The sequence below is a fragment of the Parazoarcus sp. PS-13 R2A genome (assembly GCF_057621855.1).
On the sequence record NZ_JBYEXN010000001.1, the window covers coordinates 269,592 to 286,356 of the forward strand.

General features: G+C 63.1%; 10 protein-coding genes and 1 tRNA gene. 3 read left to right on the forward strand and 8 right to left on the reverse strand.

Going from position 1 to position 16,765, the window contains the following annotated elements:
* Positions 1-282: 282 nt before the first annotated feature.
* Together AC22G6_RS01280 and AC22G6_RS01285 are read right to left on the reverse strand one after the other, a co-directional pair.
* On the reverse strand, positions 283-2,001 hold the full coding sequence (locus tag AC22G6_RS01280; protein ID WP_487365285.1) for a diguanylate cyclase domain-containing protein: 1,719 nt from the start codon (positions 1,999-2,001) through the stop codon (positions 283-285).
* Positions 1,998-3,047 carry an extracellular solute-binding protein gene (locus AC22G6_RS01285; protein ID WP_487365286.1) on the reverse strand — a complete coding sequence of 350 codons (1,050 nt, stop codon included), beginning with the start codon at positions 3,045-3,047 and terminating at the stop codon, positions 1,998-2,000. Before AC22G6_RS01285 ends, AC22G6_RS01280 begins: the two co-directional genes overlap by 4 nt.
* A 225-nt stretch (positions 3,048-3,272) precedes the next feature.
* Between AC22G6_RS01285 and AC22G6_RS01290 the strand changes: the two genes are divergently transcribed.
* The gene (locus AC22G6_RS01290) at positions 3,273-4,913 is read left to right on the forward strand and encodes a methyl-accepting chemotaxis protein (RefSeq protein WP_487365287.1); all 1,641 of its coding nucleotides are present in this window, start codon (positions 3,273-3,275) and stop codon (positions 4,911-4,913) included.
* Between the two features lie 74 nt (positions 4,914-4,987).
* Here the strand turns inward: AC22G6_RS01290 and AC22G6_RS01295 are convergent, their stop codons facing one another.
* From AC22G6_RS01295 to AC22G6_RS01320, 6 genes are all read right to left on the reverse strand, one after another.
* Entirely contained in the window at positions 4,988-7,246 is a 2,259-nt protein-coding gene (locus tag AC22G6_RS01295) for a two-component system response regulator (RefSeq protein ID WP_487365288.1), read from the reverse strand.
* 178 nt (positions 7,247-7,424) lie between these two features.
* Positions 7,425-12,068: a PAS domain-containing hybrid sensor histidine kinase/response regulator gene (locus AC22G6_RS01300; protein WP_487365289.1), complete on the reverse strand. Its 4,644-nt coding sequence runs from the start codon at positions 12,066-12,068 to the stop codon at positions 7,425-7,427.
* Between the two features lie 166 nt (positions 12,069-12,234).
* Positions 12,235-12,705: a YaiI/YqxD family protein gene (locus AC22G6_RS01305; RefSeq protein WP_487365290.1), complete on the reverse strand. Its 471-nt coding sequence runs from the start codon at positions 12,703-12,705 to the stop codon at positions 12,235-12,237.
* Positions 12,706-12,766: 61 nt separating this feature from the next.
* Positions 12,767-13,018, reverse strand: a complete 252-nt coding sequence (gene infA, locus AC22G6_RS01310) for a translation initiation factor IF-1 (RefSeq protein WP_108950593.1) — start codon at positions 13,016-13,018, stop codon at positions 12,767-12,769.
* Positions 13,019-13,472: 454 nt separating this feature from the next.
* Positions 13,473-13,548 (reverse strand) — tRNA-Lys (locus tag AC22G6_RS01315).
* A gap of 114 nt (positions 13,549-13,662) precedes the next feature.
* On the reverse strand, positions 13,663-14,601 hold the full coding sequence (locus AC22G6_RS01320) for an MBL fold metallo-hydrolase (RefSeq protein ID WP_487365291.1): 939 nt from the start codon (positions 14,599-14,601) through the stop codon (positions 13,663-13,665).
* A gap of 206 nt (positions 14,602-14,807) precedes the next feature.
* Between AC22G6_RS01320 and AC22G6_RS01325 the strand changes: the two genes are divergently transcribed.
* Complete coding sequence (locus AC22G6_RS01325) at positions 14,808-15,419, forward strand: 3'-5' exonuclease (protein ID WP_487365292.1); 612 nt, start codon at positions 14,808-14,810, stop codon at positions 15,417-15,419.
* A 168-nt stretch (positions 15,420-15,587) separates the two neighbouring features.
* Positions 15,588-16,715, forward strand: a complete 1,128-nt coding sequence (locus tag AC22G6_RS01330; protein WP_487365293.1) for an enoyl-CoA hydratase/isomerase family protein — start codon at positions 15,588-15,590, stop codon at positions 16,713-16,715.
* Positions 16,716-16,765 lie beyond the last annotated feature (50 nt).

Sequence of the window (16,765 nt, forward strand, 5' to 3'; positions counted from 1 at the left end):
CGCGCAGCGCGCAGCGTGCGGATGGTGCCTGAGCAGGCGGGTGTTGATGCCTTGTAGCAGGCAGAGTGAGAGCAGGAGGGCCGCCGTTTTGACGAGCTCTAGGATCATTGGGGGCCTTTGGGGCGCTTGTGGAATGGGCGCTCGAAAAGTGGCGGACCAACTGACGGCAGACGCGGCACACTATAGCGAAGGTGCTAGGGCGTGGAACGGGAAAATATCACACTATGACAGTGTGGGTAATCCCCGGCTGCCGGTATCGAGGAATGCGGCGCGCCGGGGCGCTCATGCCGGATCCGCTGCGGTGTGGATGACCACCGTATTGCGCCCCTGCTTCTTTGCGCTGTACATGGCGTCGTCCGCATTTTTCGACAGTTCGATCAGGTCCTGTCCGCTCTCTGGGCAGAGCGCGATGCCGATGCTGGCAGAGATGCTGATCGAGGCGTGGTTGATGATGAACGGCGCGCCGACGGCGATGCGGATCTTCTCTCCGACGGCCATGACATCGTCGGCGCTCTGAACATTCCGCAACAGGACGACGAATTCGTCTCCACCGATGCGGGCAGCGGTGTCGGACTCGCGGACGGCCTTGCGCAGGCGCGCGCCGATCTCTTTCAGCAACTGATCGCCGACGGCGTGTCCATATGCGTCGTTCACCGGCTTGAAGTCGTCGAGATCGATGAACATCAATGCCAGCCGGGTCTGATCGCGACGGACGGCGGCAAGGGCAAGCGCCATGCGGTCGGCGAACAGCGCCCGGTTGGGAAGACCGGTCAGCGGATCGTGCTGCGCAAGATGCTCAAGATCCTGTCTGCTCTGGTTCAACTCCGACAGCTGCTGGCGGATCTGGTCGCGCAGCTGCTGGAAACTGCGGGCGAGCACGCCGATTTCGTCCTCCCGCTGCAGCGGGAGCCCGTGTGCCTGCCGCTCGTCGGAAAAGCCTTGAACCGCTGCGCTCATCAGATTGATCGGGCGGGTGACGGCACGCGCCACAAGGACTGCAAGCAGCGCACAGACCAGGCAAAGTCCCAGCACGATCTGCAGGATGACGACGCCCAGCGCATCTGCCTTGTGCAGGACCGAGGTCAGCGGCTGCGCCAGGCCCAGGATGAGATTGCGCTCGTCCGAGCGGATGGAGATGCCCTGTTGCATGAAGGCGGCAACCATCGGGTAGTTGGCATAGCTGCCCTGGGTGGCTTCGACAAGTACTTGATCGGATTTGCCTGCAATGAGGTCGGCTGTGGGCGCAAACGTGTCCTGTACGAGGATGCGCCTCCCCCTGTCGAAGCCGAAGGTCTGGCTGTGGTCGGGGTGGATGAGGAAGTCGCCCTGACCGTTGGCGAGAAAGAGCTGAAACTCCGGGGGCAGTCCGGCAGCAAGCTGTGCAAAGACGCCGTTCAGATCGACATTGATCACGATCACCCCGAGTGCGGCCTCGTTGGCATCCACAACCGGCATTGCAAGCTGGGCAGTGGGCTCCTCCTGACCTGCGTGTGAGCCACGCTCGTGATTGATGACGAAGCGCGAGAGGTAGGTCTCGCCCGGGCGTGATTTCAGCGTTTCGAAGACGTATGCGTAATGGCCTTTTTCCTGCAGGTCGTCACCGTTGATGCGCAGCAGGCTGTCGCCACTGCGGTCGATGCGGACGCGTTCCATGCCGAAATCTGCATCAGAAATCAGGCGAATCTGGAAGTAGTCCGGATTGGCCTTCATCAGGAGTTCGAACAGGGTTGCCATCTGATCGGCAGACGCGGTGTCGCTGGGGTCCAGCGCGCGAAGGGCCGAAGGATGCGCACTCAGAATCTGAAGGTTGTGCGAGACCTCCTGACGGGCGACGACGATTCTGCTTGCGAGTACCTGCGTCGAGGTCAGAAGCTCGTCCTTGGCCGACTGGATCAGGAGGTCCCGACTGGCAGTGTATGCATAGAAGCCAGTCAGCCCGGCCGCCAGCATGCCGACCAGCGCCAGCAGCAGGGCGAGGCGCGCAGCGATGCCGAACCTCATGGCGCCAGCACCCTCGATGCCCGGTCGCCCGACATGATCCGCCCCCACAGCAGATTGCGCTGCTCCGCGCTCTCGACGGGCTCGAGCCAGATCAGCCTATCCTCATTGCCCGAACTGCTGGCGGGCCTGGTCGTGCTTGCCAGCCCCTGACGATTGTTGAGTACGGCGCCCGGCCCATCCTCGAGCAGATAGTTGATCCATGCTTCGGCGAGCGCCCTGTTTCTGCTGTCGCGGTGAACTGCCCAGCAGTCGAGCCATGCGAGGGCACCCTCACGCGGGATTGCATAGCCGACGTCCGCATCTGTCGCGCGCAACAGCTGAAGCTGTTGCGATCCGAAGTTCGCAAACAGCAGGGCTGCTTTCAGGCGGATGAACATGTCCGCCGACTCTTGCGGCTGCGTATAGAAACTCAGTGTGTTCCGGCGCAGCGCGATCAGGCGCTCGACGGCAGCAGGCCAGTCCTGGTCGCGGAGCTGAAAGAGCGACGGCAGTCCCAATGACTGTGCGGCAAGGGCGAAGTTGTGAGCGCCCCCGTCATAGACGAGGATCCTCCCGCGGTAGCGCGGGTCCCACAGGACATTTATCGAGTCCGGCGCCGTTTCGAACTGCTTGCGGTCGTAGATCAGCCCCATTTCGGCATAGGTATAGGGAATGGCATACGCCTTGCCGTCATGGACGATGCCCGGAATGTTGTCGAGATCGCGAAAGCGGGGCAGCTGGCGTGAGCGATTGGAGATGGCGGCGGTGTCGATCGGCAGGACGAGGCCCTGGCGGATATAGCGCTGCAACTCGGCGGTATTGACTGCAAAGACGTCGAAAGACGTCGGGCCGTTCCCGTTTGCCCGTCGCCACAGGGATTCGTCGGAGTCGATGACGGTCACCTCGACCCGGCTGCCGGTGCGTTGCTCGAAGACTTTCACGACGTCGGGGTCGGCATAGCCCGGCCAGGCGAGCACCCGCAACACCTCAGCTGCCATGCCCTCTCGGGTGACAAGCATGGTCAGCATCAGTGCGAGTTGCCGCAGGCAGCAGTGAAGCCGGTGCATCCGAGTGACTCCGCCCTTAGTGATATGCGTGAACGAGTGTAGCGCAGAACCCCGACGCTGATGCTTCATCCTCCGCCGGATCTCGGCCTGGGTGTGCAGAAACATGCTAATGGCATTGCGAAAGGAGGCGGAAGTTGCGAGCAGGGATGTAACAAGTCAGTAACAAGAGTGTCATTGAATGCCACTAATGTGTGTAACAACTCCCGCCTTCCGTGCTTCCTGAAAATGAGTATTCGCCGTAACCTTGGACTCTTGCTTCTGATCGCCGCGATCGCGCTGTCTGGTCTGGGCGTGGTCGCCTTCCTGCAGTTCGAGCGCAACGCAGTGTCGATGCGAACCCTTACCGACCGTGCGATTCCGGGCTTTCTCGCTGCAGGCGAACTCAAATCCGCGCTCAAGACCCTGCAGATCACGGTGATCAATCTCGTTCATGCTCCGGACGACAGCCTTGCCCGTCAGGGGGCAGACCCCCTGGTTGTGCAAAAGCATGCGTTGCAGGAAGCCGTGGGTGAGCAGATGACGATGGCGGACGGGGAGGTCGAGCAAGGCCTTATGCGCCACGTGCAGGACAGTCTGAATGCCTATCTCGCGGCACTGGATGATGTATCCAGTCTGCGTCGGGGCGGGCAGCAGGATCTTGCCGATGCGGTGCTCTCCGGGTCCGCCGACCCCTATCTGCAGGAACTGGAGCAGATCCTCGAAACCCTGCTGGTGGAGAAGCGGCGCACCAAGGACAGTCTGCTGAGCGAGATCGAAGCTGCCCGGCAGCAGTCCACTCTGATCTTGGCCGGGGCGCTGCTTGGCACGTTCGTGGTCCTCGGGGTGCTCGGATCGAGACTCTATCGGCAGATCTCGAAGCCCCTGGCGGAGATGAAGCGCGCCATGGCGGCGGTTGCCGCCGATCTCGATTTCACCTGCCGCGTGCCGATCGTGCGCGAGGATGAGATCGGGCAGTCAATCCGTGCGTTCAATGCCCTGATCGAAGCGGTGCATGGCAGCCTGGCGGAGATGGCGCAGGTGATCCGCAAGAATGAAGCAGCCTCGGTGGATATGCACGTTTCTGCTGCGGACATGACGAGCATTGCGGAGAATGGCAATGCATCCGCAGGCGATATCCAGTTCGCAGTCAGGGAGGTGCAGCGCCAGATTGAGCGCATTAACGACGATACCTTGCACGCGGGCGGCCTGACGGAGATCTCCGGGCAGCAGGCAACGGCGAATGGCGAACTCATCCGTGAGGCGGCCGCGCGCATTCATGAGCTCGCAGTGAGCGTGGAGTCGGCATCGGAGCGGGTGTTCGCGCTTGCCACAGCGGGGGGGCAGATTGCGCTGCAGGTCAAGGAGATCAGGGAGATTGCCGATCAGACGAACCTGCTGGCCCTGAATGCGGCGATCGAGGCCGCACGTGCCGGAGAGTCCGGGCGAGGGTTCGCGGTCGTGGCAGGAGAGGTGAGAAAACTCGCCGAGCGGGTGTCCAGTGCGACGCTCTCCATTGCCGAGCAGGTGAAGGGCATCGACGCCACCTCGAACGCGTCGGCCGAGTTGATGCGCCGTGTGGTTGCCGGTATCAAGCACAACATCGATCTCACCGCTTCGGCGGGCAGGGCCATGACCGATATCGAGGGATCGGCGCGAGAGGTGATCGGTGTTGTCGGTCAAATCGGGGAGCAGGTCGCAGTCGGCCAGGCGTCGAGCAGGGATATCGTCGATCGTGTCGACACCATTGAAGACCTGATGCGAAGAGCGAGTGCGGCCGCGGATCAGAACCGGGCCGCCGCGGACACGATCCGGGAGATCTCGGATCAGATGGCGGGTATCGTCAATCGCTTTCGCATTGGCCCCGCCCTGCACAGCCTGGAGCGCTGAAGGCGAGGTATCGCTGCCTGCCCGGCTCTACCGTCTCTACCGGCTCTCCCGGCGCGCAGGCAGGGCAGAGGGGGTCAGTGCCCGGCGTGGCTGGACGTGCGGGATTGTTCCACGCGGCTTTGCACCCAGGCGGTCCCGGGCTGCGGGCGTCCGTGCAGATAGCCTTGCTGGATCAGTCCGGGGAAGCGTGTGAGGAACTCGCTGTGCTCCCTGGTTTCGACGCCTTCGGCCACGGTCTCGATATTCAGAATTGTGGCGATCGACTGGATCATTTCGACAAGCAGCGCGTCGTTGGCGTCTGCGGGAGCGTCCCTGATGAAGCTCTGGTCGATCTTGAGCTCGTGAATCGGAAGACGCTTGAGATAGGCCAGACTCGAGTATCCGGTGCCGAAGTCATCGATCGAAAAGCACACACCCATGGCGCTGATGGCCTTCATCTTTGCCACGACGTCGTCCATGTTGCGGATCATCAGGGTCTCGGTCACTTCCAGCATCAGCAGGCTTGGATTGATGGCGCTGCTCTCGAGAAGACGCCGGATATCGTCCACGAAGTCGGCCTCGATGAAGTGGCGCGGGCTGATATTGACCGAAATGCGCAGGGGGCATGCATTGCGCTGCATCTCGCCGATGAGTTCGCAGGTGCGGCGAAGCATCCAGCGATCGAGTGCGACGATGAGACGGGATTCTTCCGCGACCGGAATGAACTCGGCCGGGAGGATCAGGCCGCGCAGCGGGTGTTCCCAGCGGACCAGCGCCTCAGCGCCAACCACGACACCACTGCCATTGACCTGGGGCTGCAGATAGAGGCTGAGCTGATTCTGTTCGATCGCTGTCTGCAAGGCCTGAGCAAGTTCGAAGTGCTGTCGTGCGTGTCGGGCCATGGACTCTTCAAAGAACACCACCCTGTTCCCGCCGTCCAGCATGGCCCTGTGGCGGGCGGTATCCGCGCTTTGCAGCACCTGAAGCGGGGTCTCGTCCGTATTGGCCGGAAAGACATGGATGCCGATGCTGCAGGTGAGAAGGAAGGTCTGGCCCCCGCATTCCAGTGCGTGCGCGAGCGCGCTGCGAATCGCTTCAGCGATCAGCAACGCGTGGCTGGTGACATCGGCCAGTGACTGCTGCCGCGGGAAAAGCAGAATGGCAAACTCGTCTGCCGCCAGGCGTGCAACGGTGTCGTCGGAACGCAGCACGGTGGCGATGCGTCTGCCGACTTCGCACAAGACGCTGTCGCCGGTCTGCAGACCCTGCGCATCATTGATTGCCTTGAACCCGTCGATATCGAGCACCATTGCTGCCGTATGTGTCGTGCTGCTGCGGCACGACCGCAGGGCGATGTCGAGACGATCAAGGTACAGCATGCGGTTCGGCAGTTGCGTAAGCGAATCGTGCCAGGTGAGAAAGTCGATCCGCTCCTGTGTCTGCTTGATGCCGGATATATCACTGAACACCGACACGAAGTGAGAGATGCGCCCTTCGTCATCGTAGACGGCACTGATGGTGCGCAGCTCGGGGTAGATCTCGCCGCCCTTGCGGCGGTTGAGCATCTCGCCGCTCCAATGGCCACTGTCATGCAGCCGCTTCGAGATCTCCCGATAGAAATCGGCGGCATGAAGGCCGGATTTCAGGAAGTAATGGTTCTGGTTTATGGCCTCTTCGGACGTGTAGCCCGTGATGCGGACGAACGCCCGATTGACGGCCTCGACCTGGCCCTCGGCGTTCGCCACGATGATGCCCTCGGCCGTACTCGCAAAGATGCGGGCAAACAGTTCCTGACGGCTGCGCGCGAACTGCTGTTCGGATGCCGTCTGGTCCAGCGCGCGGTTGGTGCGATCCAGACCCGTGATCTTCTCGTTCAGTTCGGTATTGGTGTTGAACAGCTGATCCAGCATGCCCCGAATGGTCATGTGGGTGCGAACCCGGGCGCGCACCAGCGCGACTTTCAGCGGCTTGTGGATGTAGTCAACGGCACCGAGTTCGAAGCCGTGCTCTTCGGAGGCGACGTCGGTCAGCGCCGTAATGAAGATGACCGGGATGCTGCGGGTGTCCGGGTTGCTCTTGATGCGGTGGCAGACTTCGTAGCCGTCCATCTCCGGCATCATGATATCGAGCAGAATGATGGAGGGCTTCTCGCCCGACCCGAGGAACTGCAGCGCAGCCTGCCCGCTGTTGGCAACGGCAACCTCGTAGTCGGAGCGCAAGGCTTCGATGAGAAGGTGCAGGTTGCTGCTTTCGTCATCGACCAGCAGTACGAGCGGGCGCAAGGCTTTGCGCGCGCTCGGTGTATCAGCAGCTGCCTTCGCTGCGAGGGGGATGCTCGACGAGGTTTCGCCCATTGTGTTTGGCCCGGTCCCGCTTTACCCAGCGACACGGAAAACGGATTCCGCATGCATGAAAGTCATCAGCCTGCATGTTACTTCAGCCCTGCCTCAGCGTCATGCTGATCGAGTGGGGAGACATGAAAAACATGCGCCGGCCCGATACTCGCATGCGCGGGAGCGCCGGATGCTCCGTTCATCCGAGCAAGCGGCGCCGGAGTTCTCCGGTTGTGACGAGGGCGGCGGCGATATCGAAGCTGTCGATCTGCCGCAACAGTTCGGACAGCAGGGCGTGGTGTGCGTCGTGATCGAGGTGCGATGCGAGCGTTTTCAGCAGGGGTTCGGGCACCAGTCTGCTGCGCTTGAGCAGGTCGTCGATCTGATCGAGATCGGAAAGCGCCTTTCCCGGGCTGGAGTGGGGCGCCTGTTGCGGGGCGCGCTGTACCGGAAGTGCATCATCGATGGTGGCCAGCAGTGTCGTCAGCATGCCTGTCGTCCGGTCCGCCGCGCCGGTGTCGCCATGCGCCAGCCCCAGCTCAAGTTCCCCGGCGGCCGTCTGGAGTTGGGTGGCACCGACGTTGCCGGCGGCACCCTTGAGCATATGCGCAAGACGCACGGCCGCTTGAAGGTCATTGTCGGCGAGCGCCGTGCGAAGACGCTGCGGCCAGTCCGCAAAGTCGCGTGAAAACCCCCGGATCAGGCGCATGAGCAGTGCCTTGTCCTGGGCCAGCCGGTTCAGCGCGGCCCTGAAGTCCAGGCCCGCGATCTGCATTGGCGGCACGGCCGTGGCTGCGGGCGTTTGCGCAGCTTCGGCATTCTCTGCGATGGATGGCGTGCGGGCGGGGATCCACTGCAGCAGGACCTTGAGCAACACGAGCGTGTCGATCGGTTTGCTGATGTGTGCGTTCATGCCTGCCTGTTCGCTCGCCTTGCGGTCGTGGTCAAAGGCTGCGGCAGTCATGGCGATGATGGGCAGCGTGCGGCCCCAGTCGCTTGCGCGGATCTGCCGGGTGGCTTCAAGGCCGTCCATTTCGGGCATCTGGATGTCCATCAGGATGGCGTCGAAGTGCGCGCTGCGCGCTTTTTCGATGGCTTCGCGTCCGTTGTGCGCGAGCGTGACCTGGACGCCCATCTTGGACAGAACCGCCTCGGCAACCTCCTGGTTGGTGAGATTGTCTTCCGCCACCAGAATCCGTGCGCCGTGAATCGGACCCGCCTGCTCGAACAGGCTGCTGCCTGGCAGCGCATCCGGCACGGGGCGGGGGGTGAAGAAGCCGTGCAACTGGACGTTCGCGAGCACGTCGAAGAGCCGGGACGCGGTCACGGGCTTGGTGAGAACCGCATCGGTGTATTCGGCTACAGAGGCTTGCGGCATGGCTGGATGGTCGTGGGCGGTCACCATGATGATGATCGGCGCAAACGGCAGGCTTCCGTCACTGCCGGCCTGTCTGATGGCCTGCGCGAGGGTGAGGCCGTCCATGTCAGGCATCTTCCAGTCGATCAGGGCGAGCCTGAACGGGTGGCCATCCGCGCCGGCTGCCAGCACCTTGCGCAGCGCCGTTTCAGCATCGGCTGCGGTGTCAGGTTCAAGCCCCCATTCTGAGAGGTAAGCGCTCAGTACGCTGCGCACACTGTCGCTGTCGTCTACCACCAGCACCCGTTCGCGGCGCAGATGGATATGCCGGGTGTCGGCAGGGTGTGTCGATCTGGACAGCGCGGCCGTGAAGTGAAAGGTGGAGCCTTCGCCCTGCACGCTGTCGACGCCGATCGTTCCGCCCATGAGTTCGACCAGACGCTTGCAGATCGACAGACCGAGCCCGGTGCCGCCAAAGCGTCGGGTGGTGGACGAGTCGGCCTGGGTGAAGGGTGCAAAGATCTGTGCGCATTGCTCGGCTGTCATGCCGATCCCCGTGTCCTGCACCGAGAATCGCACCTTGAGGTCGCTGCCGCTGTTCATCGCGCATTCGATGCGGACCCTGATGAGGCCGCTCGCAGTGAACTTGATGGCGTTTCCGACCAGGTTGTTCAGGACCTGGGTCAGGCGCATCGCATCGCCTTCGAGTAGCGCCGGAACGTCGGGCGCGACGTCGAACACCATCTCCAGGCCCTTCTCCGATGCCGGTACCGCAAACAGATCCGATACCCGCTCCAGCACGTCGTCGAGGCGGAAGGGCTCGTGCTCGATCTCGACCCGGCTCGCCTCAAGCTTGGAGAAGTCGAGGATGTCGTTGAGCACGTTCATCAGGCCATGTGACGCACTTCGGATCTTGTCCAGATAGTTGCGCTGATGGGCGGTGAGTCCGGTGTCGTCGAGCAGTTGCGAGAGCCCGATGATCGCATTCATCGGCGTGCGGACTTCATGGCTCATGTTGGCAACGAAGTCCGACTTCGCGTGGCTGGCATCCTCTGCCTGGCGCGTCCGTTCGGCCAGTGCGGCATTGAGTTGCTGCAGCTCGACCTGGGTCAGCTTCATCTGCGTGATATCGGTGACCAGCACCACCAGCCCGCGCACGGCACCATCGGCAAGGTCGGGGATGTAGTGGGTCATCGCATAACGGACTTCGTCCTGCGAGCCTTTGGGCAGCGCATGTTCGAACTGCTGGATTTCACCCTTCAGCGCGGCCCTGATCTGTGCCTCGTGCTTGTCGAAGAAGACCTCACCCATCACCTCGTGCATGCTCTTTCCGAGCACGGCATCGGGGTCGAGTTCGAACCAGGTCTTGAAGGCCGCATTGGCAAAGCTGCAGTGCAGATCGCGGTTCCAGTAGGCAACCAGGCCGGGCAGCGAGTCTGCCAGCGTGTGCAGGAAGCGGTTCGCGTCGGCCAGCTGACGGGTACGCTCTGCAACGACGTCCTCCAGGTGGTCGCGATAGCGCTCAAGTTCCTTGCGCAGCCGCACCCTGTCGCGCAGATCGACCGTTGCGATGAATACGCGCCCTGGTGTGCCCTTGCTGTCGAACTGCGATGCGGAGACCAGCACATCCAGTGGCGTGCCCGCGAGCGTGGTGATCTGGGTCTGGTGGCTGGACAGGGTCTCGCCCCGGTGCAGCGCGAGGAGCAGGGTGACGAACCCGCGCCGGGCTTCGGGAGTGGCATACAGTACGGTGCTTGGACCGCGCAGGGATGCGGTCCTGTCGACACCCAGCAGGGTCATGGTCGCCTGGTTGAAGTTCAGGATGCGTGTCTGCGCGAGGAGGTGGCTGATCGAGGAGGGATGTGCTTCGAAGTGCGCCTGAAAGTCGGTGACGCCGTTCCCGGCGAGTGTGTCCAGGTGGGCGAGCGCGGCGCTCCAGTCCTCCTCCCGCCAGGCGACAGGCGTGGTGTCGTAGAGCGTCTGCAGGCGGTTGCGGTCCATGCGGGCACGGTGCTCGGACTGCTTGATGTCCTCGATGTCGGTGTTGGAGCCGTACCAGCGGTTCAGCTGCCCGTCGTCATCGACAATGGGGGTGGCGTGGGTCGTGAACCACCGGTATGCGCCGTCGTGGCGACGGATGCGGTACTCGATGTCGAGCGGGCGCAAGGTGCGCATTGACGCCTCCCAGGCCTCGGCGAAGGCTGGGCGGTCGTCCGGGTGTATCTGGTTCAGCCAGCCGTTTCCAAGCTGGCTTTGCTCCTCGATCCCGGTGTACTTCAGCCACTGGGCGCTCAGGTAATCGCACAGCCCGTCGGCGTCGCAGCGCCACACCAGTTGCGGCATGGATTCGGCGAGGGTACGCCAGCGCCGCTGACTGCTGGCTTCGAAGCGTGCGTGCTCGAGATCGCGTTCGGCCAGACGGTGCTGTTGCTGGGTCTTCAGCAGGCGCAGGCACATCCATGCGAACAGGCTCAGGAGCAAGAGGGCCGATGCCGACACCGCGCCCCAGGTCTGAAAGCGCAGGCTCGCAAGCCGGGCGGCCGGCACCAGGCTGACGAGCTTCCAGGCTTCATGGCTGAGGATGGGGACCAGTTGCTTCCTGTTCGCCGAAATGGTTTCCCACGTCCACAGGCCCTCCGCGTTCTCGAACTGTCCTTGCAGCGCGCTGCTGATGCGTTGCCAGGCGGCGGGCGAACGGTCGGCCAGGGTGCGCTTGCGACCGAACATGAAGCCCCACTCATCTGTCCGGTCGGGACTGATCAACCAGTGCGCCTCGCTGTTGAGCAGCATCAGGTGGTCGCGTCCGCGGCCCACGCTCTCGAGCAAGGCATCGAGCATGGGCTGCGCCTGGATGTTGATGACGAAGATTCCCTGGTCGAGGCCACTCTTGCGCGCGAGGCGGATGGCCATCCGCAGCGTCGGCTTGTAGGGGATCTCCACTTCGTTGTGTTCGACGTTGAGGTCGAGGGCCGAGATGTAGATGTCGCCACCGGCCAGACGCATGGATTCCTGGAAGTAGCTGCGCTCGCGCTTGCTCTGCAGTTCGTCGCGGGGTGTGATGCGGGCCCCGCCGTTCTCTGCATTGACCCTTACACGCTCTTCGCCGTCCGGGCCGATCCAGCGCACCTGGTCGTAACCCGCATTACGGTAGATCAGAGAGACGAAACTGCGTTCGATGGCACTGAAGTCCGTGCTCTCGGGTGTGTCCAGGATCGCTGCCACGCCGGGCTCGTTGGTCAGCCCGATCAGATGAAGGACGGGCACCTCAAGCGAGGATTCCAGGCGCTTGCTGCCGATGCCGATGTTCAGGTTCTCGGTTTCATGGATGCGGGTGAATTCTGCATCCAGGCGGGACAGGCCGATGGCCGCGCCGGCAATCACGACGATCAGCGCCAGTGGCACAAAGAGCGCGAGGAACTGCGGCCAGATACTCTGCGGTTTCAGGTCGGCCGCGGCGGGCGCGTTGCTGTCGGTATCCGGTGGCATCCGGGTCTCTGTCTCATGCCGGGGGAATGCCGAACTGTATCAGGACGAGGTCACATCCACATCATTGCCGAACAGCTGCACGGGTAGTCGGATGAGCGCGGCGTTCTGCGCGGGACGGGTGTGTGGGGGCGGGCGCAGCGACACAGCGCAGCAGGCGCATCGGCACTCAGGCCGGTGGTGTCGCCGGCTTGCCTGGTGTGGCGCGGAGGATGCGGTCGAGCCGGTTGGCAAAAGCCTGGCGGTCGGACGGGCCGAAGGCGGCGGGGCCGCCAGTGTCGACGCCGGTGCTGCGCAGGGTGTCCATGAAGTTGCGCAGGTCAAGCAGCTCGCGGATGTTGTCCTTGCTGTAGAGCTCGCCGCGCGGACTGAGTGCGCGTGCGCCCTTGGCAACGATTTCTGCGGCGAGCGGAATGTCGGCGGTGATGACGAGGTCGGCAGGCTGGACGTGGGTCGCAATGTACTTGTCGGCTTCATCGAAGCCGGACGGCACCTGCACCATGGCGATGTGGGCTGACGGTGGTGTGCGCAGGTACTGGTTGGCAACCAGCGTCAGGGTCTGCCCGGTGCGTTCGGCGGCGCGGAACAGAATGTCCTTGACGACGCCGGGACAGGCGTCTGCATCAACCCAGATGTGCATGGAGTGCGCACGCAGGGGGGGCGTGCGTTGAGGCCCTGCCGTTGCCGGCAGGGCATGCGGATTAGCGCGTTGCCGGTGCCATCGGCTGACGGCCGGGCATGTGGCGGAAGGTGATGCGACCCTTGCTCAGGTCATAGGGCGACATTTCGAGCGAAACCTTGTCACCGGCAATAATGCGGATGTGGTGCTTGCGCAGCTTGCCGCCCGAGTAGGCGATGAGCTTGTGACCATTGTCCAGCGTGACGCGGTAGCGGGCGTCAGGGAGGACTTCGTCAACAGTGCCGTGCATTTCAATCAGTTCTTCTTTGGCCATATTCAGGCTCCTAGTGGGTGCGGCTAACCTCACTCCGCGCTGCGGGTGATGCTGGCCACGCTCGCCACCGCCTTGGCAAGCTTACAGTTCAGTGCTTGGCCGCTGCAGGTCGTCCTGCAGGCGGCATACTGTCAAAAGTCGGCACGATGATTGGCGGGCCGAATGTCTTGTGTTGCATTGGCACCCCGGGCGCACCTGGCGGCCGAAGTGGTCGGCGCGCTGGGTATTTCTGTGTGCGCGCCGCACGAAAGGCGACCGTGATGTGCATGATCGCGATGCAGTGCCCGGCTGCTCGATGAGCAGCACAGGCGCCGGGTCCGAGTAGGCTTCGGTCCCCCGCGAATGATGTGTCCTGCGGATGGTGCCGGATCCAGAAATGGACCGACATTCGGAGCGAACAACGGATTGAAAAGAAAATAGCCAGACCTCAGTCCGGCTATCCCCTTGGTTCACTTGGTAGGCCGTGCGTGGATCGAACACGCGACCAACGGATTAAAAGTCCGCTGCTCTACCAGCTGAGCTAACGACCCCCGGAACAGCCAACAATTCTAGGGGCGAGTTCGTTTCGAGTCAAGTTTACGCGTGAAAAAATGCCCTCGACGGGCGCGGATGTGCGGAAAACCGAGGTGCGCGCATGTGACGCTTCAGCGCAGCGAGCCCTTCTCCATCTGCAGGAATACGTTGTAGGCGTTGGCGCGGTTGGCCTCGCGGAAGGCTGGCAGCTTCTCCCACTGGTGCCAGTCGGTGTTTTCGTAGGCTTCGTCGAAGGATTTGAGATCCGCCACTGCCTTGCCCATGGATTCACGCAGGTAGAGCAGGTAGTCGCGCGTGAGCGCAAGGTCGGCCTGCGGGTTGGTGGAAGCGGGGCCGTGGCCCGGAACCAGCGCATCAGGCCGCGCAGCGATCAGGAGGTCGAGTGCACGCAACCACTGCGCGGTGTCCGCATCACCGACGAAAGGTACGCGTCCGCGGAACAGCATGTCGCCTGCGAACATGATCCTGTCTTCGACCACCTCCATGACCACGTCGTCGGGAGCGTGCGCCGGGCCGACGTATGTGATGCGGAAGTGGAGGCCGCCCATCTCGAATGCAGTGTCCCCGTCCAGCCAGAGATCCGCAGGAATCAGGCGGGTAGTGTCATCGACGAAGGGAAAGAGGTCGGCGCGACGCTGGGCGAGGCGTGCCTGGGCGCCATCCGAATTGAGTGCTTCAAGGCCGCGGCGATGGGACCAGACCTCGGCGCCCACGGCCTTGAACGCCTGCAAGCCGTAGTAGTGGTCGGCATGATAGTGGCTGACGACCACGCGCCGGATCGGTTTGTCGGTGAGCTTGCGGATTTCGGCGATCAGTCTTTCACCCAGCGCCGGCGTTCCGAGGGCATCGAACACCACCACGCCGTCGGGGGTGATGACAAAGCCGGCGTTGGACATGAAGCCTTCGTTGACTGCCGAGGCCATGCCGGCCTTGCCCATGACATACCAGCTGTGGGGGCCGACCTTGACTGCGCGCATGTCGATGGCGTGCACGACATGCGCTGAGAGCAGGCACAGGGTTCCGATCAGAATCGTGATGAGTCGGCGCATGTCCGCTCCTAATATTTGAATATCTGCATACACTAACGAATTGCGTTACAGGCGTCGATCTGCGGTGCAGCATGACGCCGCATGGATGGCACTGACGGTGAATGTGACGGAGGCGGACCAGCTTGCCTTTTGTCGTCAGCGCTAAGGGGGTATCTTCCTGCCCTGCAGGATGCACCCCACTGATGAACCGAAGCAGGAAGATTACCTTGAGCACCTATGCCGTCATCGACTTCGAGACCACGGGCATGTCTCCCGCACTTGGGGCCCGTCCGACCGAGATTGCCGCAGTCCTCGTGCGCGACGGGCTCATCGTCGATCGTTACCAGAGCCTGATGAACGCAGGTGTGCGCGTCCCCTACGATATTCAGGCCCTCACGGGCATCACCAATGCCATGGTGCGCGCTGCGCCACGGGTGGAGCAGGTGATGAGTGAGGTGGCTGATTTTGTCGGTGAGTATTCACTGGTTGCGCACAACGCGGCCTTCGACCGCAAGTTCTGGGATGCCGAGCTTGCGCAGTTGGGGCGTCAGCGCGAAGGTGACTTCGTGTGTTCGCTGTTGCTGTCGCGGCGTCTGTTCCCGGATGCGCCGAACCACAAGCTCGGCACCCTGGTGCGCACGCTGCAATTGCCCGCGACCGGTCGCTATCACCGCGCCCTGGCCGATGCGGAGGCGACGGCGCATCTGTTCATGCGCTTGCGCGATGAATTGCAGTCGCGGTTCAGTCTTGCCGGGGTTGATCATGCGCTCCTGCTGGCTGTTCAGAAGGTTGCGCGCAGCGGCCTGGCGCGCTGCATCGAACGCCATCAAGCCTGCTGAGCACTGGGGCTGTGCTGGGTCCGGTGTTCGCTCGGGTTCCGGCCGGATGACCGCCTGGTGCGCGCTGCGCTTGGATCGCACGCTGTCGGATGGCATAGTCACGGGCTGATTCCGCCACACCCGGCCAAGACCGGTGGGTGGCCGCAACCCTGACTCCGGAGTAGTGAAATGAGCGAATGCGTGATCCTGCGCGAGATTCCGACTGCCTGTGGCCGCCGTTTCGGCCATGCCACGCTGAATGCGCCAGGCACCCTCAACGCGTTGTCGCTCGAGATGATCGATCGCCTTGCGCCCCAGTTCGATGCTTGGGTGGCCGACCCGCAGATCGTCGGCATCGTGCTCGATGGTGCCGGTGACAAGGCCTTCTGTGCTGGCGGTGACGTGCGTGCGCTGTACCACGCCATCCGCGAGGCCCGCGCGAACGGCAGTCCCGAGACGCCCGCCGTCGTTCCGGCCTTCTTCGAGCATGAGTATCGCCTCGACTATCGCATTCATACGTGTCCCAAGCCGGTGCTGTGCTGGGGGCACGGCATCGTCATGGGAGGCGGGATCGGGCTGATGGCGGGCGCTTCGCACCGGGTCGCGACCATGCAGACCAGGATGGCGATGCCGGAAATCAGCATCGGGCTCTATCCGGATGTGGGTGGAAGCTGGTTCCTGCGCCGCATGCCCGCGCGGACCGGGCTGTTTCTCGCCCTGACCGGTGCCCAGATCAATGCGGCCGACGCACGTTTCGCCGGTCTCGCGGACTTCATCCTCGAACATGGCGACAAGTCCGGGGTGCTGACCGCCTTCGGTCAGACCTGCTGGAGCGACGATGTGGCGGCGAACCACCGCAGGCTGAGTCAGCTGCTGGAAGAGTCGGGTCGTCGGGGGGCGATGCCGGAGTCGATGTTGCGCCGTCACTACGACCGCATCGATGCCGTCATCGGACACGACGGCCTGGCGCCGATCGAGGCACGCCTTCAGGCGCTCGGAGAGGACCCCGAGCCGTGGCTCGCCGCTGCCGCAGCCACCTTCAGCCACGGTGCACCGAGTTCGGCCGTGCTGTCCTTTGCCTTGTGGGAGCGCGCCCTGCATCTGTCGCTCGCCGACGTGTTTCGTCTTGAGTATCAGGTTTCCCTGGCGGCGACGATGCAGCCTGACTTCTCCGAAGGTGTGCGTGCCTTGCTGGTGGACAAGGACCGGAATCCCCATTGGCAGCACGCTTCAATCGCGGACGTCGACGCCGAAGAAATCGCTGCGCTCCTGCTGCCCCGCTTTCAGGGCGAACACCCGCTGTCCGATCTCGCCTGAGGCAAGCCAAGGGGCGGGCCGATACCGGTCCGTCGGCTTGCGCCCTGCTG